We start from the raw sequence: 25,430 nt of genomic DNA on the forward strand, positions 1-25,430 counted from the left end.
CCGGAGCACTCGTATGTTGTCCAGGTCACGTCATGCCGTGAGAGGATCGCCTTGACCCTGACACGGTGAGATGGGCTGGACTGATGTGGCCATGTTGAGTATCGGAGATCTCGCCCGCCACGCCCGGGTGTCGGTGAGGATGCTGCGCCACTACGACGCCGAGGGCCTGGTGCGTCCCCAGCACGTGGACCCGTCCACCGGGTACCGCTGGTATTCGGCCTCGCAGGTGGGGCGGGTGAACGCGCTGGTCGCCCTGAAGGAGCTGGGCTTCACGCTCGCCCAGTGCCGCGCCATCCTCGACGAGGAGGTCCCGGCCGAACGGCTCCACCGGATGCTGCGCACGCGGCACGCCGAGCTGGAGCAGCGGATCGAGACCGACACCCGGCGGCTGCAAGAGGTGGGCAGGCGTCTTCGATCGATCGAAAGAGGACTGACCATGACCAACGACACGCTCGAGTTCAAGCCGCTGCCGGCGCTGCGACTCGCCCAGATCGCCGCACAGGTCAACGACACCACCGAGATCGGCCACGCCATCGCGCCGCTGTTCGAGACGCTCAAGGACCGCCTGGCGGCGGCGGGCGTCGCCGTCGAGAGCGGCGGCGTCCGCACCTACTACGGGCGGCCCGACGGCTCGAAGATCGACATCGCCGCCGCCGTCCCGATCGGCGAGGAGTTCGGCGGCGCCGAGGGCGTCGAGGTCGTCGACCTCCCGGCCGAGGCCAGGGGCGCGGCGGTGATCCACCGCGGGCCGGCCGCCGAGATCGCCGACGCCTGGTCGACCTTCGACGTCGCGCTCGAAGAGCACGGCCTGACCTCGCACGGCCTGCACCGCCAGGTCCACCTGGACGGCCCGCCGAACGACCCCCGGGCGGTCGAGCTGCAGTGCCCGGTCCGCGAGCACCCCTGCCCGGCGCCGGACTGAACGTGATCGGCGGCCGGTCAGGCGCGGTCGAGCGCCAGGCGGGCCGGTTCGCTGCCGCAGACCGGCGTGTCCTTGAGCAGCTCCAGCAGGTGGGCGGCCGGGGCCTCGGCGTGGCCTCCGGTCGTCGAAACCACCGAGACGGTCCACTCCGGAACCCCGCCGTCCGCCAGCGGTAGGGCGCGCAGCCCGGCCGCCTGCGGCTTGGCGGCGACGTGCTTCGGCACCACCGCGATGCCGAGTCCGCGGTTGACCAGGTCCAGCAGGGTGTGGACGTCGTTGACCGAGCACCGGACCCGCCGGTGCACGCCGTGCGAGGCGAATGCGGCCTCGTTCAGCGTGCGGATGCCCCAGGCCGGACCGAAGTCGATGAAGTCCTCCTCGTCCAGCGCCTCCCAGGGTATCGAGGCGCGGGTGCCGAGCGGGTGGTCCGGCGGCGGCAGGACGACCAGCGGTTCCCGGCCGATCTCGGTGTGCGGCAGCGCGCTGAGGTGCCGGTCGGTGGCGACGAAGGCGACGTCGAGCTCGCTGGACCTGAGCATGCCGAGCAGGTCGTGCGAACCGCACTGCGTGAAGTGGGTCTCCACCTGCGGGTGGCGGCGGTGGAACCGGTCGAGCAGGGCCGCGACGTCGACCAGGCCGAGGCACTGCTCGGACCCGATCCGGAGCGACCCGGAAACGGCGCGGCTGGCCTTCACCACCGCGTCGCGCGCGTCGGCGGCCTCCTTGAGCATCGACCGCGCATACGGCAGCAGCGCGAACCCGGCCTCGGTGGGCTCGACCCGGCGCGTGGTCCGGACGAACAGGCCGGTGCCGAGCTCCTCTTCGAGGCCGCGGATCGCCGCCGACAGGCCCGACTGCGAGATCCCGGTGAGCTCGGCGGCGCGAGTGAAGTGCCTCTCATCGGCGAGCGCCACCAGGTATTCCATTTGCCGCAGATCCATGATCGATGCCCCGTGCTTCTGAATCCCATAAGTAGCAGTTATTGGACTTCTAGATTACCGGTTCCTAGGATGTCCAGGGTCAGCCAGCCCCCGCGGCGATCACCGCATCGACGTGCCCCAGGGCATCCCATCCGGCATCAAGGAGAGCAGCCATGCAGCAGCGCACCATCGGCGACCGCCGCGTCTCGGCGATCGGCCTCGGCGGCATGCCGATGTCCATCGAGGGCCGCCCCGACGCCGACCGGTCGATCACCACCATCCACGCCGCGCTCGACGCCGGCGTCAACTTCATCGACACCGCCGACGCCTACCACCGCGACGCCGGCGAAGTCGGCCACAACGAGGAGCTCATCGCCCGCGCGCTGCGCGGACGCGGCGCCGGAGCCGACGAGGTCCTCGTCGCGACCAAAGGCGGCCACCTGCGCCCCGGCGACGGAAGCTGGACCCAGAACGGCCGCCCCGAATACCTCAAGCAGGCCGCCCGGGACTCGGCCAAGCGACTCGGCGTCGAGGCGATCGGCCTGTACCAGTTCCACCGGCCCGACCCCGAGGTGCCCTACGCCGACTCGATCGGCGCCCTCCGCGACCTGCTCGACGAGGGCACCATCCGGATGGCCGGGATCTCGAACGCGAACATCGACCAGATCGAGGAGGCCAACGAGATCCTCGGCGGCCGCCTCGCCTCGGTCCAGAACCAGTTCTCGCCGCGCTTCCTGTCCAGCCTCGAAGAGCTCGAACACTGCGCCAGGCTCGGCATCGCCTTCCTGCCGTGGAGCCCGCTCGGCGGCATCGCCAACGCCCCCGAGCTGGCCGACCGGCACGCCGCCTTCCGGTCGGTCGCCGAGGAACTCGGCGTCAGCGTCTACCAGGCGACGCTCGCATGGGAACTCGCGCTCTCCCCGGTGGTCGTCCCGATCCCGGGCGCCTCGCGCCCCGAGAGCATCCGCGACTCCGCCGGCGCCGCCGAGGTCGAGCTGACCGACGACCAGCTCGCCCGCCTCATCGCGGCCTGACCGCCCACTCCACCGACGACGAGGACAACTCCATGAAGACCTTCACCATGCCCGGCACCGAGATCACCGCACCGAACGTGGTGCTCGGCCTCATGCGCATCCCCGACAAGACCGACGAAGAGATCCGCACCCTGGTGCGCACCGCCACCGATGCGGGCATCTCCTTCCTCGACCACGCCGACGTCTACGGCCACGACCTCCACGGCTGCGAGCGCCGCTTCGGCGAGGCGATGCGCCTGACCGCCTCCGAGCGGGAGCGGCTGACCATCCAGACCAAGGCCGGCATCGTCAAGGACGGCCCGTACTTCGACTTCTCCTACGAGCACCTCGTCGAGTCGGTGAACGGATCCCTGGCCGCGCTCGGCACCGACTACATCGACATCCTCCTGCTGCACCGGCCCGACGCCCTGGTCGAGCCCGAGGAGGTGGCCCGCGCCTTCGACGAGCTCGCCGCCGCCGGCAAGGTCCGCGCCTTCGGCGTCTCGAACCACACTCCCAGGCAGATCGACCTGCTGCGCAAATACGTCAACCAGCCTCTGGTGGCCAACCAGGTGCAGCTCTCGATCACCCACGCCCCGCTGCTGGCTCAGGGTGTGGCCGCGAACATGCAGGGGCTCGACCAGTCGATCAGCCGCGACGACGGGCTGATCGACTATTGCAGGCTGCACGACATCACCGTGCAGGCCTGGTCGCCGTTCACCGCCGGTTTCTTCGACGGGCCGTTCCTGGGTTCGGACCGGTATCCGGAGCTGAACCGCGCCATCGACCGGCTGGCGGCGAAGTACGGTGTGCCGCCGCTGGCGATCGCCACCGCCTGGATCACTCGCCACCCGGCGAACATGCAGGTGGTCATCGGCACCACCAACCCCGAGCGGGTGGCGGCCTCGGCCCAGGGCTCCGAGGTCCCGCTGACCCGGGCGGAGTGGTACGAGCTGTTCCGCGCCGCCGGATACACCGTGCCGTAGGCCCCGGTTGGCCGGGCTACGCCCGGCCGAAGTCCGCCGTGGCGGCCCAGTCGGCGAAGGACACCGCCTCGCGGCCCAGCACCTGCTTCACGCCGTCGGCCACCTCGCCGATCCCGCCTTCGCGCATGAGCTGGTACATCGCCTCGAGGAACCCGATGAGTTCCTCCGGCGCGCCCGCCGACCGCAACCGCGCCGAGTGGGCTTCGGGGCCTTCGTACCGGAAGGACACCTCCATGCCGGTGGCCTCCGAGATCGCGGCCACCGCTTCGGCGTATGTCAGCGCTTCGGGGCCGGACAGTTCGTAGATCCGGCCGTGGTGGCCGTCCTCGGTCAGGACCGCGGCGGCGACGGCGGCGATGTCGTCGGCGTCGATGAACGGCTCGGCGGCGTCGTCCAGCGGCAGCGCGAGCTCGCCCGCGTGCAGCTCGTCAAGGTGGATGCCTTCGTTGAAGTTCTGGTTGAAGTTGTTGGGCTGCAGCACCGTCCAGGTGGCGTCGGTCTTCTGCACGGCCTCCTGGGCCGCGTGCATGCCGATCGTCCCGGGTTCGATGCCCAGCAGCTCGGTCAGGAGGTGGATGCGCCGCCCGGCTTGGGCGACCAGGCGGCTCGCACCTGCCTTGACCGCCTCGGCGGCGAACTCATCGGCCGGGAAGGGCTCGTCGGGCGGGATGATGTAGACCGCCCCGACGCCTTCGAGCGCCGCCGCCCAGGTGGACCGGTCGAACCAGTCGAACGGGACCGCCGTGCTGCGGGAGACCGGGCGGACGTCGTGCCCGGCCGTCCGCAGGCGTTCGGTGAGTCGGCGGCCGACCTTGCCGGTGGCGCCGGTGACGAGAATGGTGGATTCGTTCCTGTCTGCCATGGAACCCAGTCAACTCCCCCGACGCGCGAGCTCACATGTCCCAGACGCCACGGTCCATGCGGATGCGTCTACGGCGGCGCTCCATCGACTCCGCTGTACTCGCCGGTACGGCACTGCCTCGGGCCGGTCGGTCCGGCGACGTAGCATGAGGACAGAGAGCTGCGGAGCACCGAAAGGTTGGCTTGTGATCGACCCCTCGACGAGCGAAGTCCTGATCCCCGCCCGCGACGACGACGGCATCCGCGCGGTCGGCCGTGAATACATCGACCTGGGATTCGGCGAAGGCACGTCCCTGTTCGACCGGGGCAGACCGCTGTGGAACGCCGAAACGGTCGGTGAACTCCACCGCTGCTACAACCTCCGGCCGGACGAAGGCAGCGACAAGTTCCACGAGAAGCTCGAACGGCAACTGGCCGACGCCTCCGACGACGCCAAGCTCCTCATGGCCGAACTGCTCGCGCTGCAGTCCCTCCCCCTGCTCAAGGGCAATCTCAGGCCGAGCAGCAAGATCGAACGAGTGGAGCGGGTGCTCCACTGGATGCGCAAGCGCGTCGAGATCCCGGACCACGTCCTGGACGCCTTCCACGAGGGCACCTGGAACGGCGGCACCGGAGCGCACACGATGCTGTGGAAATGGCTCTTCGATGCGGTGGAACTGCTCACGAGCTGGTTCCGACTGCCCGAAGACGAGCGGTCGCGCATCATCGCCGACCCCTGGGCCTGGCGCGACTGGGTCCGCACAGCCGGAGGGATGGCCTCCATGACCGAGGCGCTGCTCTACCTCGCCTTCCCCGGATACTTCCTCCCGATCGTCAATGTCGAGCACAAGCGCAGGATCCGCGCGGCATTCGGGCACCTGCTGCCCCACGGCGAGGCCACCGGCGACCCCGACCGGGACCTGTTCGAGATCACGTTGCGCCTGCAACGGCAGCACGGCGACCGGATCGACCTCTACAAGCGGCCGTTCAGGGACGAATGGAGGACGGCGATACGGCCCGGCGACGAACAGCGGGCCTGGTTCCTCCGCCCGCCGCAGGGCGGCGAAACAGGGCCGTCGCCGTGGACCGATCAGGGCTCGATCACCTTCCCCGGCGCCCGCCTCGGTCCGCTGCCGCAGACCATGGACCGGGCGGTGATCCGGAGTGCGGTCGAGAGCGGCTACGGCCACCTCGACTACGCCGACCGCCTGGCGCTGACCACGGAGATCCACTCGTTCTGGTCGCTGATCCAGCCCGACGACCTGGTGGTGACCGTAGTCGACGACCGGCTCTGGGCCGGCGTGGTCAAAAGTGAACCGACGCTCGGCACGGAGCCCGGAGCGGAACTGCACCGCGAGGTCGACTGGTACAACGAGAGGCCGATGGCGCTCGCCAATGCGCCGCAGTCGCTGCGGGCGGCGCTCCAACGCTCCGACCGGATCGTCGATATCAGCGGCGAGCTCAAGGAACTGTCGCAGTTGATCGGACTCGAGGCCGACTCGACCGAGGAGGCACGGCAGACCCCTCCCGTGGTCGATCCGCTCGATCCCGCACGGCTGCAGCGGCTGTCCGAGCGGATCCACTACGACCCCGACTGGCTGGGCGACCTGGTATCGCTGGTCAAGAGCCGGAAGCAGATCGTGCTCTACGGGCCGCCGGGAACCGGCAAAACCTATCTGGCCCAGGAACTCGCGGCGCACCTCACCGACCGCGACGCGGTGGAACTGGTGCAGTTCCATTCCTCCTATTCCTACGAGGACTTCTTCGAGGGTTTCCGGCCGACTCCCGCCAAGGACGGCTCAGTCGGGTTCGAGTTGAGGCCGGGGCCGCTCCGCGACCTGGCGCGCAAGGCGCACAACGATCCCCGTCCGCACGTGCTCATCATCGACGAGATGAACCGCGCCGACCTGTCGAGGGTCTTCGGTGAGCTCTATTTCCTCCTGGAGTACCGCGAGCGCTCGGTCCGCCTGCAGTACTCGCCCGGCGAATCGTTCTCGCTGCCGGAGAACGTCTACCTCATCGGCACCATGAACACCGCCGACCGGTCGATCGCGCTGCTCGACGCCGCGATCCGGCGCCGGTTCGCGTTCGAGGAGATGCATCCCGAGGAGTGGCCGGTGCGCGATCTCCTCACCCGATCGCTGGGCGGCGACGCCACCGACGATCCGCGTCCGGCGCTGCTGCGGGCGCTGAACGAGGCCATCCCCGAATCGGACCGAGACTTCAAGATCGGTCCCTCGTACCTCATGGGCTCCGAGGCCGAGACCGACGCCGGGCTCGCCCGGATATGGCGGCACGACCTGCTGCCGCTGCTGGAGGAGCACTTCCACGGCAGGCTCGGCCGTACCGAAATCAACGACCGGTTCGGACTCGACGCCGTCCGGCGGGCGACCGGAGCGGCGGCGAACCCGGACGCGGACCGGGAGCAGAACGCGACGTGACCGACCCCGTGGTGCTGGACGAGTTCCAGCAGCGGCCCGAAGTCCGCACCATCGACCACGACACCGCCGCCGCGCTCAGGGAGACCGGACTGGTCAAGGTCGCACCCGCGCCGGGCGGACGGTGGGGCCTGCGCGCCACCGGCAAGGTCGGCGCGGTCCGCATCGGCGACCTGGACGTCCAGGTCCAGCCCAAAATGGGCATCTCGCGGCTGCTGTTCCTGATCGGATACGCCAAGAACCCGAACTTCCGCCCCGAGGACGCCCCCGGAGCCGCCGAGGCCGACCTGTGGCCGGCGCTGGCCGAGTCCCTCGTCCGGTACGCCGAACGCGCGCTGGCCCGCGGCCCGATCCGGGGATACGCGTCGGTCGACGCCGCCTCGCCAGTGCTCCGGGGCCGCATGAGAGTGGCCGACCAGATCGGCGCCCGTCCCGGCCAGTCGTTCCCCCTGGAAGTGCGGTACGACGAGCACACCACCGATGTCGTCGAGAACCGGCTGCTCCGGACGGCGTTGCGGAGCATGGCCGACGTGCCCAGGCTGCCCGACGGGATACCGGCGCGGATCGCCCGGCTCGACGCACATCTCGGCGGGGCCGGAGTCCTGGCCGACACGAGGTCGATCCCGGAATGGTCGACCACCCGCCTCAACGCGCACTACACCGACGCACTCCGGATCGCCGAGATCGTGCTCCGCCACCAGTCGACGGAGACGGACCCCGGCGGGATGAACGTGGCGTCGTTCGTGGTCCCCGTACACCAGGTCTTCGAGGACTTCGTCACCGTGGCGTTGCGCGAGTCGTTCACCCGCCTCCGAGGACGGGTCGACGACCAGTTCCGCGGCCACCTCGACAACCAGCGGACCATCCAGATCAGAGCCGATGTCATCGTGTCCACGGGAAGCGGGACGGACGCGGTCTTGGACGCCAAGTACAAGTTCCAGGACAAGAGCGGCAACAATACCGACCACTTCCAGATCGTGTCCTATTGCACCGCGCTCGCCGCGACGACGGGTTGCCTGGTCTACGCCCACGGACTTCGGGAACCGGAGTGGCTGAGCGTCCGGAACTCCCCCATCCGCATCCTCAGGTTCCCTCTCGACCTCGAGGCGCCACCGACCACGATCCTCCGAAAGATCGGCGAGCTGGCCGAGCAGGTGCTCGGCCCCCTTCGCACTGGCCGCTCCAACGCGAACCTCGATTGACTCCTTGCTCTCTCCCGAGCGAATCGCAACCAGGAAGAAGGCTCGTCGGCCATCCCGAGCCAGGATTGCCGCCTGCGCAACCGAATTCAACCAAAGTCGGATATCCGACACAGGCCGACACGTGTGCGACACACAGGATGATCTTGTAACCAACCGGTCACGATATCCACAATCCCGGATCATGACGGAAAGTGACGGAGCGATCCCTGGCCCTCCTCCCCTGATGGAGCTGGGCCGCCAACTCATCTCCGAACGGACCCGGCCCCGACCGCGGCTGCCCAAGGGGTACGAGAAGACCGACATCCCGCGGGACATCTGCTCGCCGAAGACCCTGACACGTCTGGAGTCCGGGCGGTATCGCGGGCTCAAGGTCGGTACCGTGCTCGCGCTGCTCCGCTTCTACCGGACGCCGTACGAGCTGATGGACCACATCGCACGGCTCGCGGAGGCAGCCAGAGCAAGAGACTGGTGCAGCCACTACGCGAGCGTCCTGGAAGACCGCGGCTGGTTCTACCAGCAGTGCGAGGACAATGCCGGTTACCTGGCATTCCACTCGTTCTCAGTGCTCCCCTCGCGCATCCAGAGCGAGGCGTACTGCCGGATGATCCGAGATACGAGCGGCGTCTCCGGTGAAGACGAGTTCGACTGGGATGAGGGGCTGGAGTTCCGGATGACACGGCGTGAACGCTGGATCAGGTCCGAGCGCCCGGCCATGTTCCTGCTCGGTGAGGCCGCGCTGACGATCGACCTCGGCCCCGAGAAGGAAGAGATCCTGGCCGATCTGGGCAAGATCTCTGCCCTCCCCTTCGCCGATGTCCGGGTCATTCCGTTCAGCGCCGGCCGCTACAACCTGCAGACCTGGACGTTGAAGCTGCTGGAATACGACGACGGCGAGGAGACCATACTCAACGTCGAGGCGCCTCGGGGCTCGGGATTCATTCCCGCCGACTCGACGCGAGGTAGGTTCTTCACCGGTGCCTTCAAGCAGGCATCGGGCAAGTCGATCGCATTGGAGGACTTCCTGAAATGACGAGCATCGGGCCGTGGCGCAAGTCCAGCCGCAGCGGCGCGAACCAGGACGACAACTGCGTGGAGGTCCGTCTCAACGGCGAAACCCCGCAGGTGTCCGACAGCAAGCTCGCCGACGACCGCCCCATCCTCACCGTCGACGCGAGCAGCTACAACGCTCTACTCGCATGGGTGAAGGACGCCCCCGGGCAGTAGTGGTCGCGACAGCCCGGCGTGGAGGCAAGCGGGCTGCCGCCCACAAAGCACAGCACCATCCATCGCGTCGGCGGCGGCACCGAGAACCCGCCGCCGATCGCCTTCCCTCGAGCGACACCGTCCAGCGCTTCGGCGGCGATCGGGCGACCGCTAGCACGATTCCATGCAACTATGGTTCATGCAAGTATACTTGCATGAACCATAGTTGCATGAGATTAGGGAGGTTCATGGACAAGCCCGCGGTGCTCTTCGACCGGGACCGCGAATGGCGGGCCCTGGACCGGTTCGTCAACAGCCCCGCGCCCGAACCGACGCTCGGCATCGTCAGCGGCAGGCGACGCCAAGGCAAGACCTTCCTGCTGCAGGCCCTCACCCACGCCACCGGCGGGTTCTACTTCGCCGCCGAAGAGGCCACCGAACGTGAATCCCTGGCCCAGCTCGGCCGGGCCCTGGCCGACTACCTCCAGACCCCCGGCACCTTCGAGTTCGACTCCTGGAACGAGGCGCTGAACCAGGTCCTGGAGCACTGCGCGGGCCGCAGCGTCGTCATCGACGAGTTCCCCTACCTGATCGGCGCCTCCCCAGCCCTCCCGTCGATCATCCAGCACCAGATCGACTCCCGCGAGCGGGCGTGGACCGAGGCCGCGCCGACCCGCCTGATCCTGTGCGGGTCGGCGATGGCGACCATGGGCGGCCTGCTCAGCGGCGACGCCCCCCTGCGCGGGCGAGCCTCCCTCGAGCTGATCGTCAAACCGTTCGACTACCGCACCGCCGCCGAATTCTGGCAGGCCGACGACCCGAGGCTCGCCGCACTCCTGCACGCCGTCACCGGCGGCACCCCCGCCTACCGCACCCGGTACGTCGACCATCATGCGCCGCGGGACCTCTCCGAGTTCGACGACTGGGTGATCGGCCACGTGCTCGACGACCGGAGCCCCCTCTACCGCGAGGCCCGCTACCTCATCACCACCGAGAGCGGCGTCCGCAGCCCCTCGCTGTACCACGCCGTACTCGGTGCCATCGCCGCCGGCCGCCACACCCGGGGCGGCATCGCCGAGCACTGCGGACGCCAGGCCTCCGACCTCACCCACGCCCTTTCGGTCCTCGAAGACTGCGACCTGATCCGCATCGAGCCCGACGCCTTCAAGGCCAACCGGCACCTGTTCCGCATCAACGAGCCGCTGATCGAGTTCTACGAAGCGATCATGCGCCGCTCCTGGTCCCGGCTCGAACTCGGCCAGGCCGCCTCGGTCTGGGAGGAGAGCAAGCCGCAGTTCCACAGCCGGGTGATGGGCCCGCACTTCGAGCAACTGTGCCGCGCCTACACCGCCTCCGGCGACCGATTCGGAGCCTTCCCCGCCGCGGTGGCCGCCGGGACCATGACCGACCAGCGGACCCGCACCCCGATCGAGATCGACGTCGTCGCCACCGGCCCGACCGAGCCGGGACGGCCGAGCGAGGTGCTCTGCATCGGCGAAGCGAAGTGGGGCACCCGCATGGACCTGCACCACCTCGCGAGGCTCGCCCGGGTGCGGGACTTGCTGGAACGCAAGCACCACCGGGCCGCCGACGCGGCCCTGGCCTGCTTCAGCGCCGCCGGGTTCAGCGACGACCTCACCGCCGAGGCGGCGAAGGACCCCCGGATCCAACTGATCGGGCTCGACGAGCTCTACCGCTCCTAAGGCGCATCGATGACCTGGGTGGCGACGGTGACGGTGTCGCTGAGACGGTTGCGGGAGCGCATGAGTCCGTCGGGCCGCTCGGTGAAGCCGTCGAGGCCTTCGAGGCCGTGGGACTGGTCGAACACGGTGAAGTCGAGCAGGTGGGCCTGACCGTGGACGGTGACGGTGACCCCTTCGTCGGGGACATTGTAGAACCAGATCTGCGTCGGGCCCTCGCCATCGGCCGGCGGGTCGATCTCCGCGCTCGCGGTAGTGCCGTCCGGCAGGGCGACCTCGGCTCGTTCGGGTCCGCCGTCGACGGCCAGCCACATCGTGTTCGCCCCGCGCGGCGAGGAGAGGTGGAGCGTCACCGAGCCGGCCTCCTGGGCGACGTAGGCGGCCTGCGGCGGCTCCAGGTCGACCGGGTCGGCCGTGCCGTGGCCGGTGACCGGCGCGGACGCGGCGACGTAGGCCTCCGGCAGCCCGGAGCCTTCCAGGCCGTCCTCGGTGACGTACCGGGAGGTCCACTCCGAACGGTCCCGGTCCCGGCTCACCCACGCCGCGACGCCGCTGTCGGCGTCGATCACATAGGACAAATAGGCTTGGCGGGGGCGGTCGGCGTCGAACCGGTCGACCGCCAATCCGGCGGCGACCAGCGCCAGCGCCGACACCGCTGCGGTCGAGGGCACGAACCACGGCGCCCGGGTCGCCGTGCCGCCGAACATGGTCGCCACCGGCAGCACCGGGGCGGCGAACAGGACGATCAGCACCGCCGGGACGGCGGCGAGCTCCATGCCGAACGCCTCGATGAGGTTCGACGTCCAGCTCAGTTGCACCACCACGGGCACCAGTGACAGCGCGAAGACCGCGTAGCCGACCGCGCGGAGCGCCCGGCGGCGCCGCTCGAGGGCCATCGCGACCACCAGGCCGACCGCGGCCAGCGCGGGCACGGCGAATACGAACGAGGCTCCGGGGACGGCGAAGGCGGTGGCGATGCCGAGCCCGGCCAGCCACATCAGCGGCGCCAGCGCCAGGGCCGCGCGGCCGAGCACGCCGCGCAGGAGCACGTACCAGGCGGCCACCGCCGCGAGTGCGAACGCCAGGATCGCCAGGTAGTAGAAGGTGCGGTTGAACAGCAGGCCGAAGGTGTCGGCGTAGCCGGGGCGGAGTGCCTGCAGGGCGGGCCACAGGCCTATCGCCGCCGCGGCCGCGAGCGTGATGGGCGCGGTGAAGGCGAGGCAGGCTCCGGCCAGGCGCGGCAGGCTCAGCAGGCGCCGCGCCCGCGCGAGACCGGCCGCCGCCAGGGCGGCGGCGAGACCGGCGAAGGCGAGCGGCGCGTTCCATGCCTGGTCGTAGTGGATCAGGGCGCCGAGGAACCCGAAGAAGGTCCGGTCGCGGTCAGCCTCCAGTTCGGTCAGGTCCATGCCGGACAGTTCGCGGGCGACGCCGAGGGCGTTCTCGCCGTGGTGCTGGAGGCTGGCCGGGTCGAGGTGGTCGGTGTCGTCGCGCGGGGTGTGGTACCAGGAGGCGCCGCCGATGAAGGCGGTGTTGAGGCCGATGTACCCGGCTTCGGCGAAGCGGGTGAAGTCGGTGTCGTTGGGCAGTTGCCGGTAGGCCTCGATGGCCGAGGAGTCGCCGTGCGGGTGGGGTGCGGCCGAGGCGAATAGGTCGATCAGCTCGGCGTTGGCCTCCGAGGTCTCGAACATCAGGGAGGGTCCGGAGACGCCGCGCGCCTCCAGGTTGTGGACGACTGTCGGCCGGTCGGTCGCCGGGTGGGCGCGGGTGTAGGCCTCGGCGCCGAGCAGTCCCATCTCCTCGCCGTCGGTCAGCAGCACGACGATGTCGTTGCGGTGGGGGCGGTCGAGGCTGAGCGCCCGAGCGGTCTCGACGAGGGCGGCGACTCCGGAGGCGGCGTCGGCCGCGCCGGGTCCCGAGGGCACCGAGTCGTAGTGGGAGGTGAGCAGGACCGTGCCGGTGGGGTCGGTGCCCGGCAGGGTCGCGACGATGTTCGCGACCGAGCCGAAGTGGACCCGGCCGTCGGCGGTGTCGCGGGCCGGTCCGGTCTCGACCTCGACGTTGAAGCCAAGCGTCTCGAGCCGGTCGACCAGGAGGTCCCTGACTCGGTCGTTGGCGTCCGTGCCGATGGGGTGGGGTTCGGCGGCGACGGCCTCGACGGTGTCCCAGGCGCGGTCGGCGCTGAAGGCGCGTTCGGGAGCGTCGGCGGGTGCGGGCGACGGCGAGGCGGTGTCGGCGGCCCAGTTCGCGACGGCGAGCCCGGCCAGGACGGCCAGGAGCGCCAGCGCGGCCCAGGGGCGGGCGGGCAGAGCGAGTATGCGGCCGTTCATCGGCGGTCCTCGGGGTTCGGAGCCGGGGGACGCACCCACTGTACTGGTCGGCGCTCGCTTGATGTCGACCTCCGGTGCCGATCGCGACCTGAGCGAACGATTCCCGGCGGCCCGCGGCGCGCCCGGTGACCCCGGTCGGTGTTCACATGGGACCTTGTGCCGAAACGCCTTCTGGGCCACCATAAGGGCGAATAGCCCAGACCCCCTGGAGCCCGGCATGATCACGCTCAAAAGCCTTCTCACCGATTCACGACAGGAGCGCCTGCTCCCCGCCTGGTGGCAGGACCTGGTCACCACGCTGCTGTCCCTCTGGTTCATCGGAGGATTCACCCTCGATCTCTGGGCGCACGCCACCGGGCGCCCCGAGTCGTTCTGGACCTGGTGGCACCTGTCCCTCTACTCGGGATTCGCCGCGCTCGCCGGATGGGTCGCCCTGCTGGTGCTGCGCAATCTCATCGCCGGCCGTCACGGCCCGGCGGCGGTGCCGGTCGGCTACGGCCCCGCGGTCGTCGGCGCCCCGCTGTTCCTGCTCATGGGCGTCGCCGACATGCTCTGGCATTCGGTGTTCGGGATCGAGACGTCCATCGACGCCTTCTTCAGCCCCTCGCACCTCGGTTTGGCGGTCGGCTCGGGGATGATGGTGATCGCCCCGTGGCTGGCGGTCTGGCGGCGCCGCGACCTGTCCGCCTCACCCAGGCTGGGGCCGGTCGTCCCCGGTTTCATCGGCTTCAGCCTGTTCCTGCTGATGCTGCTGATGTTCTTCCGGTACGTGAACGCCTTCGCCTGGACGGCCGAGGACGTGGTGTGGATGTTCCAGCCGACCGAGGAGCACGGCCACTTCCCGCCCGAGGCCCGGGGGCTGGCCGGCGCGGTCGTCGGCGCGAACGCGATCCTCACCGGTTCGATCCTGGTCGTCGCCCGCCGTTTCCGGGCCCCGGCGGGCGCCCACGCGATCCTGTTCGCCGGGCCGGCCCTGGTTTCGGGGGCCACCGTCGGCTTCGACAACCTCGGCATCATGGCGGTCCTGCTGGGATCGGGCGTCCTGGCCGACCTGTGGACGAGGGTCAGGCCGCTCCACGCGGCGCGGCGGGCGGACCTCCTGGCCTTCGCCGCCGGCTGGTCGGTGGTGACGTGGCTGGCCTATTTCGTCGTGTCGAGTGTGGAGGCCGACGACTGGCCGGCCCCGGAGATGTGGACGGGACCGCCGGTCGCGGCGGCGCTGGCGGCGGTCCTGGTGGTCCTCCTCGTGCACCCGCGACCGGCCGAAGCGCCGGAGTAGTCGCCGGTGCGGCGATGCGGGCCGGGCGGTTCGCATCGCCGCGGCGGGCCTACCGGGGTTCGCTCGCGACCTGGACGTCGAAGTTCCATTCGCCGCCGTCCTCTCCGGCGAAGGTGACGGTGGTGTCGTACTCGTCCCCGGTCTCGGGGTCGGTGAGCACGCAGTCGACTTCCTTGCCCTCGGAGGGAATCACGGCGTCGTCTCCGCAGTCGACGTCGGGCCGGGTGCCGATCTGCTCTTCCAGGGCGTCGGCGGCGGCGTCGGCGATGGAATCGGCCGAGATGGTCCGCCCGGCCTCCGCCGTGCAGGCGGAGAGCGCCATGGCGGCCGCGGCGAGCGGGACGCCGAGTGCGATTGGCTTCCTCATGGGCAGGCCTTCCTATGTGGTCGTGTCTGCGGGCCCGTGCGCGAGCGGGGATCCGACCACGCCGAAGGGCCGCCTCACAGGCTAGCGGCCATGGGCAACCGTCGCCGGGAACAACGCCGGTCGGGCCTCGATGCGGTGGGCGTCAGCAGGTGTCGGTACCGACGTAGGTGTAGGTGAGGGTGATCCGGTCGTCGTAGCCGCGCTCGGTCCCGCCCGCGGGCCCTTGGGAGGAGACCTCGCAGTCGTCGTAGCGGGGTCCTTCGTGCGTCCGCCGGCGGCCGTGGACCACCACCTCGGTGAACCCCTCCTCGGCGAGGATCCGCTTCGCGTCCGAGACCGACTCGCCCGTGACGTCGGGGATCACGCCGGTGGCGTCCGGGCTCTCGGAGGCCGGGGGGCTCGACGGCGAGGTGCTGGGCTCGTCCGATGGCGGTTCGGATTCGGACTCGGACGGTTCGGCGCCGGGTTCGGTCTCCGATTCGATGCTCGGCGGCTCGCCGGTCGTCGGCGTTCCGGGGGCGTCGCTGGACTCCGGGGCCGGCGGGTCCTGCCGGTCCGGCTCGGCCTCGGACTCCGATGCGGACTCGGATTCGGGGAGGCCTCCGAGCTCGGGCAGGTCGATCGCGCTGTCGCCGACGACCTCGGTGAAGGCCATGTCGCCGCGGACGAGTCCGACGCCGATCGGCGCGGCGATCGCGAACAGCAGCGCCAGGGCGACCACCAGCACCCCGAACGGCAGCATCGAGTGCGGGCGAGGATCGCCGACGGGCCCGGACGTGCCGGACTTGGCCGCGCCCGCGAGCGCGGCGAGCGCCGCTCCCTCCGAGACGGCCAGCTCGGGCATGGCCGGAATAAACAGGTCGGCGTTGAATCGCTCGCGCAGCCTCGAGGCCAGGATCGGCGTCCGGGCGGCGCCGCCGACGACCATCAGTTTCACCGGATCGTCCGGGGTGAGGCCGGCCCGGTCCATGGTGCGCTCGACCAGGGCGATGGTCGCGGCGACCGGGTCGGCCACGACCTGTTCGAACTCGGTCCGGGTCAGCTCCGGCCCGAACCCGGCGTCGACGGTCACCGTCGCCCAGTCGGACAGCTTCTCGCGGGCGGCCCTGATCCGGTCGAGCAGTTCCGCGCGGTCGGCCGGGTCGCCGGTGCCGTCGATCCGGCTCGCGAATTCCGGGTGGTCGGGGCGGTGCCTCCCGGCGAGGTAGGCGCCGAGGAGCTCGTCGAAGCGCCGCCCGCCCACGTCGTCGAGGTGGTCGGCGGCCAGGACCGTGAAGCGGTCGTCCTCGGCGGTCACGACGCTGACGTTGCAGGAGGAGGCGCCGAGGCTGTAGACGACGAGCGGGGTGCCGGGTGCCGGCTCGCGTCCGACGACGCCGGTGTAGTAGCGGGCGGCGGCCTCGGGTTCGGCGATCGGCTCGGCGTGGCCGAAGCCGGCCCGGTCGGCCTCGGCGGCGCGGGCACGGCGCCGGGGCTCGTCCCAGGAGGCGGGCATGACCAGGGCGGCCGGGGCGGTGGGGAGCTCGTCGGAACCGGGGTCGACTCGTTGGGCACGTGGACGTTCTTCGCCGCGGCAGACCATGACCGTCGTCGTCGAGGACCCCAGGTCAATGCCCACTGCGGCCGGCGGGCGGGAGGGATGCATGGGGACGAGTCTAGGCAAAACCGGCCGTGAAGAGAAACTACGGCGCGTAGCCGTCCCAGTCGGAGCGCACTGTGACGACCTGCCCACCGATGGGGGTCGCCGCCGATTCTCACCCGAAAGGCACCGCCCGCCCCTCTACTCCCTCCGGGTGAAGTCCGGTGGCCCGCGGCGGTGGTCCTGCGAGCGCTCCCGCGCCGCGCTCCCACCTCCTGCGGAGGCGGCTGCCCAGGGGCGCAACGGTTCATCGCTGCGGTGGTCGCCGGTCGCCCCGGGTGGTCTGCGGTGGGCCCGGTGCGGCGGCGCGTATGTACGCTGAGAGACGCCTCTTGCGCGAGCAGTGACCCATGCTCGCGGTTCTCGTTCCCCGAAACGCCCCCAGGGAGACCGTGTGGATACTGGAACGCTCGTCGCCGAGCGGTACCGGCTCGACGCCATGATCGCCTCGGGCGGCATGGGCGCGGTGTGGCGCGCCTTCGATTCCTACCTCGAGCGCACCGTGGCGGTGAAGATCCTCCATGCGGCCCTTGCCGACCGGGATTCGAGCCACCGTTTCGCGAGGGAGGCGCGGATCCTGGCCGGGTTGAAGGGGCCCGGCCTGGTGGACGTCTACGACTACGGCGAGACCGTCGAGGGCGGACGCCCGGTGCGGTACATCGTCATGGAGCTGATCGAGGGCCGCACGCTGACCGGACTGCTCGAGGAGCACGGCCGGCTCGCGCCCGAGGAGGCCATGCGGTACGTCGCCGCCGTCGCCGAGGCGCTCGACGCCGCCCACGAGCGCGGGGTGGTGCACCGGGACATCAAGCCGGGCAACCTGCTGATCGAGCCCGACGGCTCGCCGAGGCTGGTCGACTTCGGGATATCGCTCGACGAGAACCGGTCCCGGCTGACCTCGCCCAACGGCATCCTGGGGACCCCGTCCTACGTGTCACCGGAGCAGCTCAACGGCCGGAAGGTGTGCCGCTTCGCCGACTTCTACTCGCTCGGCGCGGTCGCCTACGAGTGCCTGTCCGGCCGGCCGCCCTTCGCCTCGGACGATCCTCTGGATACCGTCCACATGCATCTCTACGAGGAGCCGCCGTCGCTGCCGCCCGAGATCCCGGGCCGCGTGGGCGAGGTGGTCGCGCGCTGCCTGAAGAAGAACCCGAAGGAGCGGTGGCCGACCGGCTCCGAGCTGGCCGCGGCCTGCCGGGCCGCGGTCGAGCCGGTCGCCGTCCCGGCGCAGCGGACCGGCGAGACCCGGCCGACGCCGCCGGCCGCGACCGAGGAGCTCGGCGGCCGGGAGCGGCGGCGCGGCCGGAAGTCCCTGCTCCTGGCCGGGTTGGTCCCGGTGCTCATCGCGGTCCTGGTGGCGGTGGTGTGGCGCCCCTGGGTGGGCACGGCGGTCGGCTCGGACGAGTCGCTGGAGCACCCCGCCCCCGCCTCCGATTTCGTCTCCAGCAGTGTCGTCCCCGGCGGAGCCGGGATCGAGCCCTCGCCGGTGGACGAGGCGACCGACCCGCCCGGTGCCGACCAGACGCTCGAACCGGCCGCGGACTCGACCGAGGTCGCCCCGGTGGAACCGGCGCCCGAGCCCGACGAGCCGACCGCGGCCCCGCCGGCGACCGGCGCGGAGCTCCCCGACGTCATCGGCATGGAGGCGGACGACGCCGAGCAGCACCTGACCTCGCTGGGCTACACCCGGGTGGCCGTCGCGCCGACGCTCCTGCCCGAACCGGGCGCCCGGACCGGCGGGTGCAACATCGTCTCCCAGAACCCCGACGGCGGCGAATGGGTCGAATACGACCGCAAGGTCACCATCTCCTACTTCGGGCTGAAGGACTGCCCCTGAGGCGAGGCGCGTCGACTGACGCCCTCCCTCCGAGGACCGTCCTTCCGCCGTGCAACCCGGCGGCGGTCCGGCTCCGTAGTAACGGGGGACGGAGACGCGACGGAAGGCCCCAATGACCCCCGAGCAAGAAGTCGAGTTCTGCGAATACGTAGAAGCCCGCCGCGGCGCTCTCCTGCGCACGGCGTTCCTGATGTGCGGCGACTGGCACCGCGCCGAAGACGCCGTGCAGACTTCGCTGGTCAAGCTGTACTCGGCATGGACCCGGACGCGCCGGGACAGCGCCGAAGCCTACACCCGCAGGATCATCGCCAACTCGCTGATCGACGAGTCGCGCCGGGGATGGTTCCGGCGCGAGCGCTCGTTCGCCGAACCGCCCGGCCCGACGGCCGGTGAGCACACCCACGACGACCGCCTGACCGCCGTCGCCGCCCTCGCCCGGTTGCCGCCCAGGCAGCGGGCGACCCTGGTGCTCCGATTCTGGGAGGACCTGTCGGTCGAGGAGAGCGCGCGGATACTGCGCTGCTCGGTCGGGACCGTCAAGAGTCAGACCGCGCGGGGGCTGCAGACGCTGCGAGCCCTGTACGAGAACGCCGATTTCACCGGCCAAGGAGCCCCATCGTGAACCCCGACGAAATCCGTAGACTCTTCACGTCAGCGCTGGCCGATCCCGAACCCGTGCACCGGGCCGGAACCGACGCCATCGTCGCCGCCGGCCGCCGATCGGTCCGGCGGCGGCGAACCGCCATCGCCGGCTCGAGCGGACTGGCGGTGCTCGCCGCCGCCGCAATGGTCCTCGCCGCCCCGGTGGTCCTCTCCGGCGAAGACCGGCCGCCGGTCGGCCAGGCCGGGCCCGAACCCCCCGCGGAGACCACCGAGGACGGCGAGGAGCTCCCGTACGAGCCGTGCCCCGGGCCGACCGAGGAGATGACCTCCGAGCAGCTCGAGACCTCGGCGATGTACGAGGCGGCCCTGGACGAGGCCGTCACCGAGATCGGCGGCAGCCTCGGCGCGCTCTGCGTCGAAGGCCAGACCGACTACGACGGCTTCCACTACGACCCGGACTTCGGCGGCTACCGGTACCACGAGATCGCCGTCTTCCCCGACTCCGGCGGCGACGCGGACCTCACAGTGGAGGTCCGGGACCCGGTCGAGGGGCCGCTCGAGGAACGGATGGAGCAGATCGCCGAGTGCGGCGAGGCCGCCGACTGCACCTGGAACCACGGCTCCGAGGCCGGCGCCCTGCTCGAGACCGAAGGAGACCGCCGGGTCGTGGTCGACGAGGACGAGAATCCCGAAGGCGACCCGATCCCCTTCAGCGGCGTCCTGCTCGGCCTCGCGGACGGCACGGTCGTCCGGGTCGAAACGGGCGGCGGCGAATACGGCCTCGAGCCCCTCGAGGTCACGCACGAAGAGCTCGCCGGGATCGCCGCCGCCATCGCGGGCGGCGAGGAGTCGCCGACGCGGGAGCACGACGAGGGGTACCTCATCCCCGAAGACGGCGAACTGATCGAAGCGTTCACCCAAGCCGTGGTCGCGACGGTTCCCGAAGCCGAGATCGCGGAGGGGGAGCCGACCGGGTTCGCCCCGGCCGCCGACGACCACTACGGCAACGACGGCACGGAGCTCGCCTACCTGGAGGTGGACGTCGGCGGCGAGGCGGTGACGTTCTTCCTCCAGAAGACCCCGATCGAGGCTCCCGGCGACGGCGGGGCCACCCGGACCGCCGCTGAGCACTACGCGCGGTGCACCCTCGCCGCGGACTGCGAGTTCACCGAGCTAGACGGATCCACCGCCCTGACCCACCGCACCTACGGCGGCGGTCAGACGGAGCTGACCTCGATCGAGCACCGGGCCGCCGACGGCTGGGCCATCGGCGCCGGCGTCGTCGGCGGCACCGCCGACCCTCCGGTCGGCTTCGAGGCGCTGGATGAGATCGTCCACCAGATCCGCTGACCGGTCGGCAAGTAGGGCTCAGCGCTTGGTAGGTTCGCGCCGTGACCGCCGAGCCCTCCGCACCGATCCACTGGCGTTCGCTGCTCGTCCCGGTCTACGGCCCCACCACGCTGATCTCGATCGGCACCGGCGCGATCGTGCCGCTGATCGCGCTGTCGGCACTGGACCTGGGCGCCACGGTCCCGCAAGCCGCGGTCGTGGCCGCGCTCCTGGGATTCGGCCAGTTGGCCGGGGACCTGCCCGCCGGAGCGCTGGCCCAGCGGTTCGGGGAGAAGCGGATCCTGTTCGCCGCGTGCCTGGTCGACGCCGCGGCGCTCTTCGTCGGCGCCGTGACCGGCTCGCTCGCCGTGTTCTCGGCGGCGGTGTTCGTCTGGGGCCTGGCGACGGCGGTGTTCGGGCTGGCCCGGCACGCCTACCTGGCCGAGGCGGTCGCGACCCACTACCGCGCCCGGGCCCTGTCGACGCTCGGCGGGACCTTCCGCATCGGCCTGTTCATCGGGCCGTTCGCCGGCGCGTTCCTGGTCGACCAGTTCGCGCTCGGGGCGGCCTACGCGTTCGCCGGGTCGATGAGCCTCGCCGGAGGGCTGCTCGGCCTCACCCTGCCGAGGCTGCCCGCCGACGGCCGCGCCGCGCCCGCGGCGCCCCGGCGCGGCACCTGGTCGGTACTGGTGGCCCACCGCAGGGCACTGGCGACGGTGGGGGTGGGGATCCTGCTGATCTCGGTCGCCCGCGCCACCCGGCAGAGCATCGTGCCGCTCTGGGCCGAGTCCCAGGGGCACGACGCCACCACCACCAGCCTCATCTTCGGGGCCGCGGCGGCGGTGGACATGCTCCTGTTCTATCCGGGCGGCGCGATCATGGACCGCTTCGGCCGGCTCTGGGTCGCGCTGCCGGCCATGGTGGTGCTCGGCACCGGCTTCCTGATCCTGCCGCTGACCGCCTCGGTGGCGACGATCGGGCTGGTCGCCTGCCTGATGGGGCTGGGCAACGGCATCTCTGCCGGCATCGTGCTCACGCTCGGCGCCGACGTCGCTCCGTCCGAGGACCGCCGCCAGTTCCTCGGCGGCTGGCGGCTGTGCGCCGACCTGGGCAACGTCGCCGGTCCGGGGATCATCAGCCTGGTCACCCTGGCATTCCCGCTCAGTGCGGCGGCGGTGGCGCTGGGCGCCGTCTCGTGGCTCGGCGCCGGATGGCTCGCCAAGTGGGTGCCGCGGTACTCCCCGAAGCCGCCGCGGGAGCGAGCCCCGGTCGGCTGAGCGGGCGTCCTCGTGGCGGCGTCGTTCCTGCCGGGCCAGAGCAGTTTCCGATCCCGGCCCGCGACCACTGACGGTCGCCGGGAGCGGCGCTCGGCAGGATCTCCGTGCCGAGGACCGCTCCCCGAGCGGCCGCTACCGCCGGCTTCCGTCCAGAAGGTCGCAGTCGTCGAGCCGCCAGCCCTCGACGGTGGCGCGGAAGGTGAAGGTCATGGCCCGGTGGGTGCGGCCGTCCTCCACCATCGCCACGATCTCGGCGATGTCGGGACCCGGGCAGGCGATGCGCCGCACGCGGACCCGCCGGAACCGCGAGGGTACTCGTCGTCGTACCCGCGCGAATGCCACCCAGCCGTGCGCGGTGGCGAGCTGCTTCGCCCCCGCGGCGGGCTTGCGTCCGGTGAGGACATTGAGGAAGTAGCAGGAGACGTTGACCGCCTGGCGCGGCGAGAGTCGGTCGGACTGGGGCACGGCATCGTTGCGGCGCACTATCGTTCCTCCAGAAAAATGGTGGGCTTTTTCCATTGAGGAAGGAATCTAGACATCACCATCGGTGAAGTCAAACGCACCCTTGGTGATCGATCCGTTCACCCGATGCGATGACTGTGGACCCTGTACTGTGACGGGAACTCGGATCGGTCGACGTAAGCGACACAGCCGCGGGGGTAAACCGGCACCGGATGCCGAACCCTACAAAAATCGGCGAATCGGCCCCGTGTGTCGCCACCGGCGTCGGCGCCTCAGGATTCGAGCAGCGATTTCATCTTGTCGGCGATCATGACGGTCGCGCGCTGCGGCATGAATCGGGCGAGGCGGTCGAGCAGGCGGGCGTCGCCCCCGATGCGGACACGGAAGCTGCCCTTCTCGACCGCATCGAGGATTTGAGCGGCGGCCTCGTCGGCGGCGGTGAGTTTGCGGGCGGCGCCGGACGAGCCCTTGCCGCGGTCCATCTCGACTCCGGAGTGGGTGAGGATGTCGGTGCCGACACCTCCGGGGAAGACCACGCTCACGGCCACGCGGGTCTCCCGCAACTCGGCGTAGAGGCCCTCGGTGAGCAGCCTGACCGCGGCCTTGCTGGCGCCGTAGGCGCTCTGCCCGGGCACCGGGGCGAGCGCGCCCATGCTGGAGACGTTCACCAGGCTCGCCTCGGGGCGCTCGAGCAGGATCGGCAGGAACGCCTTGACCGTGTTGACCACGCCCCAGAAATTGACCGCCATGACCCGTTCGATCTCTTCGAAGTCCAGGTCGTTGACGCGGGCGAAGCGGTGCACGATGCCGGCGACGTTGAGCAGCCCGTCGATCCGGCCGAAGGTCCCTTCGACCTCGGCCGGGAGCCGCCCGACCGCATCGCGGTCGGCGACGTTCAGCTTGTGGGTGGTCAGCCGGTCGTCGGCGGCGGCGAGTCCGACGGTCGAGGCGAGGCCCTCTTCGCTGAGGTCGACGGCGGCGACGCGCGCGCCGCGGCGGAGCAGGCCGAGCACGACCTCCCGGCCGATGCCGTTCCCGCCCCCGGTGACGACGAAGACCCTGTCTGCTGGCTCCACGCCTTGAATGTATGACTTTCGGCGGCTTCGCGCGGCCGGTTGCCGAATGACGGCGGTCTCAGGCCCAGGTCCGGGCCGGTTCACTCCGGTGGGCGGTCTTCGCCTCGCTGCCCTGCCGACCGGACGAGAACCGCTCGGACTGGCGCACGGTGCTCAGTGCTCAAACTCGGAGCGAACGGTTGGTGGAGGCCGTGGCGACCGCTCGCCGCTTCAACGCCTTGAAGCTCGCTTACGGCACCGGTCCCAGGCTCGGGCGGATCTGCTCGGCGAGGTCGACCATCGCCTCGGCGGCTTCGTCGGGCTCCGGCGTCTCAGGCTCGTCGAAGCCTTCCCTGGTAAGCGCGATCTTCACGGCCACGTTGCTTTCAGTGAAGGTGCCGATGAGGGCGAGCCCACTGCCCTCCGGGTCCCATGTCAATCGATCATCGCTGACTTCAATGAAATGCAACACCTGCGACGACTCCCATGCAGTCTCGACCGGGATCGCCACCGGATCGGGCACGGACTCGAGATTCTCGTCGGCGTCGTCCGATGTGTAGGACCACCAGTGACCGAAGTCGTGGTTCGGGTCCTGCCCGGCGGCCTCCCCGGCCGGTTCCCGCAGCAGCTCGATCGAGAGGTACACCCAGGTCTCGTTGGTACCGTCGTGATATCGGACATCGCAATAGGTGTCTCCCGAGACCGAGATCGACTCCTCTTCCTCGTCGCCGTAGTCCGGTCCGGTCGACTCGGTCGGCCCGAGCATCGTCTCGAGACCCGTCAGGTCCGCCACCGAGCAAGGATCGGTGGGAATGGTGTAGTAGTCGAGCTCGGCGTCAGTCTCAGTCGCCGGGGATTCGGTGGGGGGCGGGTCCTCTTCGCCGCCGCCGGTGCAGCCGATCGCCGCCACCAGGAGGACGGCCGCCGCCAGCGGCGGGGCGGACCGGAGAGCGGAACGGGCCATCAGTCCTTCTCCCCGGGGATGAGGACTTGGGGGTCGGAATTGTAAAAGCCCTCCCAGGTGCCGTAGTCGATCGCGAAGCTGTTCTTTGCGTCGTCCCTGGCCGAGCGCAATTGCTCCTTGGCCGCCTCCGCGGTCGCCAGCAGCTCGCTCTTCAGCTTCGACGCGTTCTGCGACTCCAGCCCCATCTCGTAGTCGAATTCCAGAGCGTCGAAGAAGCCGTTCACCCAGTCGCTGACCGACGAGTCGTCCTTGCCGATAGTTTCGGATATGCCGTCCCCCAGGCTGATGAGGACCCCCGAGAAGGGGACATGACTGAAGACGGTCCGAGCCGAGATCTTGAGACTGGGGTTGCTGCCGGACTTCAACTCGTCGATCTGGTCGTGGACCTTGTCGAGCGCCTCGCCCAACTGCAGCTGAGCGGTAAGCTTGGCGGCGCATTCGGCGGCGCCTCCGGACAGAAGTCCGGCGGCGATCAGCCGGTGGAAGCCGGCCGCGGGCCGGAGGCGGTTGCCGTACTTCTCCATGCCTTCGTCGGCGTCGGAACCCTCCCAGGCTTCGAACAGCTCGCGGATCTGCTTGAACCCTCCGTCCTGGTGGGTCTCGATGAGCGAGTCGATTGTCTCGGCCATGGGCGCCGCCTGCCGGAGCAGCCCGTCGATCTGCGCGAGCGAACCGTCGTCGAGCACCTCGAAGAAGGCGCTGCGGATCTCCTCGAGCGCCGTCTCCGTGTCCGCGCTCGCCGCCTGGTCGATGGCGGCCTCGTCGGCCTCGGTGGCGTCCTTGGGGACGCGGAAGGGGAGTATGTGGGGAGGCCGGTGCGGATTCTGCAGGTCCTGGGTGTTGGTGTTGCCCAGGATCGACTGATTGTTGCGTCGGGACCTGTCGGCCGCCTCGTCAAGTGAGAGCTTGATGATGAACTCATAGTCCGGCCACGCCGACAAAGCGTGTTCCCGTTGGTACATCTCCAGGAAGGCCGGGTGGAGTTCGCTGATCTTGTCCCTGATGTCGCCGTAGGTATTCGGCAGCGAGCCGAAGTCGATGCCTTCGTAGTAGCTCAAGACGCCTCC

At 70.4% G+C, this 25,430-nt stretch carries 22 protein-coding genes; 13 read left to right on the forward strand and 9 right to left on the reverse strand.

All coding sequences use genetic code 11. The features are described from left to right. The first annotated feature begins 91 nt into the window (after positions 1-91). The gene (locus CUT39_RS19735) at positions 92-922 is read left to right on the forward strand and encodes a MerR family transcriptional regulator (RefSeq protein WP_198587299.1); all 831 of its coding nucleotides are present in this window, start codon (positions 92-94) and stop codon (positions 920-922) included. A 17-nt stretch (positions 923-939) separates the two neighbouring features. Here the strand turns inward: CUT39_RS19735 and CUT39_RS19740 are convergent, their stop codons facing one another. After that, positions 940-1,863: a LysR family transcriptional regulator gene (locus tag CUT39_RS19740; protein ID WP_198587300.1), complete on the reverse strand. Its 924-nt coding sequence runs from the start codon at positions 1,861-1,863 to the stop codon at positions 940-942. Positions 1,864-2,015: 152 nt separating this feature from the next. Between CUT39_RS19740 and CUT39_RS19745 the strand changes: the two genes are divergently transcribed. Both CUT39_RS19745 and CUT39_RS19750 read left to right on the forward strand, forming a co-directional pair. Continuing rightward, a complete protein-coding gene (locus CUT39_RS19745) occupies positions 2,016-2,876 on the forward strand; it encodes an aldo/keto reductase (RefSeq protein ID WP_100449180.1) in 861 nt (286 codons plus the stop codon). A gap of 32 nt (positions 2,877-2,908) precedes the next feature. Next, positions 2,909-3,841: an aldo/keto reductase gene (locus CUT39_RS19750; protein WP_100449181.1), complete on the forward strand. Its 933-nt coding sequence runs from the start codon at positions 2,909-2,911 to the stop codon at positions 3,839-3,841. Between the two features lie 16 nt (positions 3,842-3,857). Here CUT39_RS19750 and CUT39_RS19755 read toward each other — a convergent pair whose 3' ends face one another. Then, a complete protein-coding gene (locus CUT39_RS19755) occupies positions 3,858-4,703 on the reverse strand; it encodes an NAD(P)H-binding protein (protein ID WP_100449182.1) in 846 nt (281 codons plus the stop codon). 184 nt (positions 4,704-4,887) lie between these two features. Between CUT39_RS19755 and CUT39_RS19760 the strand changes: the two genes are divergently transcribed. The 5 genes from CUT39_RS19760 (at position 4,888) to CUT39_RS19780 (ending at position 11,227) form a co-directional block, all read left to right on the forward strand. Beyond that, complete coding sequence (locus tag CUT39_RS19760; protein WP_198587301.1) at positions 4,888-7,122, forward strand: McrB family protein; 2,235 nt, start codon at positions 4,888-4,890, stop codon at positions 7,120-7,122. Beyond that, entirely contained in the window at positions 7,119-8,321 is a 1,203-nt protein-coding gene (locus CUT39_RS19765; protein WP_100449184.1) for an McrC family protein, read from the forward strand. The genes CUT39_RS19760 and CUT39_RS19765 overlap by 4 nt, the downstream gene beginning before the upstream one ends. A gap of 181 nt (positions 8,322-8,502) precedes the next feature. Continuing rightward, a complete protein-coding gene (locus CUT39_RS19770) occupies positions 8,503-9,351 on the forward strand; it encodes a Scr1 family TA system antitoxin-like transcriptional regulator (RefSeq protein WP_157930851.1) in 849 nt (282 codons plus the stop codon). Next, the gene (locus CUT39_RS19775) at positions 9,348-9,545 is read left to right on the forward strand and encodes a DUF397 domain-containing protein (protein WP_100449186.1); all 198 of its coding nucleotides are present in this window, start codon (positions 9,348-9,350) and stop codon (positions 9,543-9,545) included. Before CUT39_RS19770 ends, CUT39_RS19775 begins: the two co-directional genes overlap by 4 nt. A gap of 227 nt (positions 9,546-9,772) precedes the next feature. Then, complete coding sequence (locus CUT39_RS19780; RefSeq protein ID WP_100449187.1) at positions 9,773-11,227, forward strand: ATP-binding protein; 1,455 nt, start codon at positions 9,773-9,775, stop codon at positions 11,225-11,227. Here the strand turns inward: CUT39_RS19780 and CUT39_RS19785 are convergent. Further along, complete coding sequence (locus CUT39_RS19785; RefSeq protein WP_100449188.1) at positions 11,224-13,551, reverse strand: M28 family peptidase; 2,328 nt, start codon at positions 13,549-13,551, stop codon at positions 11,224-11,226. The two genes, CUT39_RS19780 and CUT39_RS19785, sit on opposite strands and share 4 nt — an antisense overlap. Positions 13,552-13,768: 217 nt before the next feature. Here CUT39_RS19785 and CUT39_RS19790 point away from each other — a divergent pair, with 217 nt between their 5' ends. Continuing rightward, positions 13,769-14,830, forward strand: a complete 1,062-nt coding sequence (locus CUT39_RS19790) for a hypothetical protein (protein ID WP_100449189.1) — start codon at positions 13,769-13,771, stop codon at positions 14,828-14,830. Between the two features lie 49 nt (positions 14,831-14,879). On the opposite strand, the gene CUT39_RS19795 is transcribed toward CUT39_RS19790, so the two are convergent. Both CUT39_RS19795 and CUT39_RS19800 read right to left on the reverse strand, forming a co-directional pair. Beyond that, entirely contained in the window at positions 14,880-15,197 is a 318-nt protein-coding gene (locus tag CUT39_RS19795; RefSeq protein WP_100449190.1) for a DUF4333 domain-containing protein, read from the reverse strand. Between the two features lie 142 nt (positions 15,198-15,339). After that, entirely contained in the window at positions 15,340-16,842 is a 1,503-nt protein-coding gene (locus CUT39_RS19800) for an Hsp70 family protein (protein ID WP_100449191.1), read from the reverse strand. 388 nt (positions 16,843-17,230) lie between these two features. Here CUT39_RS19800 and CUT39_RS19805 point away from each other — a divergent pair, with 388 nt between their 5' ends. The 4 genes from CUT39_RS19805 to CUT39_RS19820 all read left to right on the forward strand — a co-directional run bounded on the left by CUT39_RS19805 (position 17,231) and on the right by CUT39_RS19820 (position 21,882). After that, positions 17,231-18,673, forward strand: a complete 1,443-nt coding sequence (locus CUT39_RS19805; RefSeq protein ID WP_100449192.1) for a protein kinase domain-containing protein — start codon at positions 17,231-17,233, stop codon at positions 18,671-18,673. Positions 18,674-18,785: 112 nt separating this feature from the next. Further along, on the forward strand, positions 18,786-19,295 hold the full coding sequence (locus tag CUT39_RS19810) for a SigE family RNA polymerase sigma factor (RefSeq protein ID WP_100449193.1): 510 nt from the start codon (positions 18,786-18,788) through the stop codon (positions 19,293-19,295). Continuing rightward, entirely contained in the window at positions 19,292-20,626 is a 1,335-nt protein-coding gene (locus CUT39_RS19815; protein WP_100449194.1) for a hypothetical protein, read from the forward strand. The genes CUT39_RS19810 and CUT39_RS19815 overlap by 4 nt, the downstream gene beginning before the upstream one ends. Before the next feature lie 41 nt (positions 20,627-20,667). Beyond that, on the forward strand, positions 20,668-21,882 hold the full coding sequence (locus tag CUT39_RS19820; protein WP_100449195.1) for an MFS transporter: 1,215 nt from the start codon (positions 20,668-20,670) through the stop codon (positions 21,880-21,882). 132 nt (positions 21,883-22,014) lie between these two features. Here the strand turns inward: CUT39_RS19820 and CUT39_RS19825 are convergent, their stop codons facing one another. The 4 genes from CUT39_RS19825 to CUT39_RS19840 form a co-directional block, all read right to left on the reverse strand. After that, entirely contained in the window at positions 22,015-22,365 is a 351-nt protein-coding gene (locus tag CUT39_RS19825; protein ID WP_100449196.1) for an Rv3235 family protein, read from the reverse strand. Between the two features lie 251 nt (positions 22,366-22,616). Beyond that, on the reverse strand, positions 22,617-23,420 hold the full coding sequence (locus CUT39_RS19830; protein ID WP_100449197.1) for an SDR family NAD(P)-dependent oxidoreductase: 804 nt from the start codon (positions 23,418-23,420) through the stop codon (positions 22,617-22,619). A gap of 229 nt (positions 23,421-23,649) precedes the next feature. Then, entirely contained in the window at positions 23,650-24,363 is a 714-nt protein-coding gene (locus CUT39_RS19835) for a hypothetical protein (protein ID WP_100449198.1), read from the reverse strand. Continuing rightward, a complete protein-coding gene (locus CUT39_RS19840) occupies positions 24,363-25,421 on the reverse strand; it encodes a hypothetical protein (RefSeq protein WP_100449199.1) in 1,059 nt (352 codons plus the stop codon). Before CUT39_RS19840 ends, CUT39_RS19835 begins: the two co-directional genes overlap by 1 nt. Positions 25,422-25,430 lie beyond the last annotated feature (9 nt).

Source organism: Glycomyces xiaoerkulensis, assembly GCF_002798405.1.
GTDB lineage: Bacteria > Actinomycetota > Actinomycetes > Mycobacteriales > Micromonosporaceae > Glycomyces > Glycomyces xiaoerkulensis.

Bases quoted from the DNA above. Each gene is read 5' to 3' on its own strand.
- CUT39_RS19735 (WP_198587299.1), top strand. From the start codon at position 92: ATGTTGAGTATCGGAGATCTCGCCCGCCACGCCCGGGTGTCGGTGAGG.
- CUT39_RS19740 (WP_198587300.1), bottom strand. From the start codon at position 1,863: ATGGATCTGCGGCAAATGGAATACCTGGTGGCGCTCGCCGATGAGAGG.
- CUT39_RS19745 (WP_100449180.1), top strand. From the start codon at position 2,016: ATGCAGCAGCGCACCATCGGCGACCGCCGCGTCTCGGCGATCGGCCTC.
- CUT39_RS19750 (WP_100449181.1), top strand. From the start codon at position 2,909: ATGAAGACCTTCACCATGCCCGGCACCGAGATCACCGCACCGAACGTG.
- CUT39_RS19755 (WP_100449182.1), bottom strand. From the start codon at position 4,703: ATGGCAGACAGGAACGAATCCACCATTCTCGTCACCGGCGCCACCGGC.
- CUT39_RS19770 (WP_157930851.1), top strand. From the start codon at position 8,503: ATGACGGAAAGTGACGGAGCGATCCCTGGCCCTCCTCCCCTGATGGAG.
- CUT39_RS19775 (WP_100449186.1), top strand. From the start codon at position 9,348: ATGACGAGCATCGGGCCGTGGCGCAAGTCCAGCCGCAGCGGCGCGAAC.
- CUT39_RS19780 (WP_100449187.1), top strand. From the start codon at position 9,773: ATGGACAAGCCCGCGGTGCTCTTCGACCGGGACCGCGAATGGCGGGCC.
- CUT39_RS19785 (WP_100449188.1), bottom strand. From the start codon at position 13,551: ATGAACGGCCGCATACTCGCTCTGCCCGCCCGCCCCTGGGCCGCGCTG.
- CUT39_RS19790 (WP_100449189.1), top strand. From the start codon at position 13,769: ATGATCACGCTCAAAAGCCTTCTCACCGATTCACGACAGGAGCGCCTG.
- CUT39_RS19795 (WP_100449190.1), bottom strand. From the start codon at position 15,197: ATGAGGAAGCCAATCGCACTCGGCGTCCCGCTCGCCGCGGCCGCCATG.
- CUT39_RS19800 (WP_100449191.1), bottom strand. From the start codon at position 16,842: ATGCATCCCTCCCGCCCGCCGGCCGCAGTGGGCATTGACCTGGGGTCC.
- CUT39_RS19810 (WP_100449193.1), top strand. From the start codon at position 18,786: ATGACCCCCGAGCAAGAAGTCGAGTTCTGCGAATACGTAGAAGCCCGC.
- CUT39_RS19835 (WP_100449198.1), bottom strand. From the start codon at position 24,363: ATGGCCCGTTCCGCTCTCCGGTCCGCCCCGCCGCTGGCGGCGGCCGTC.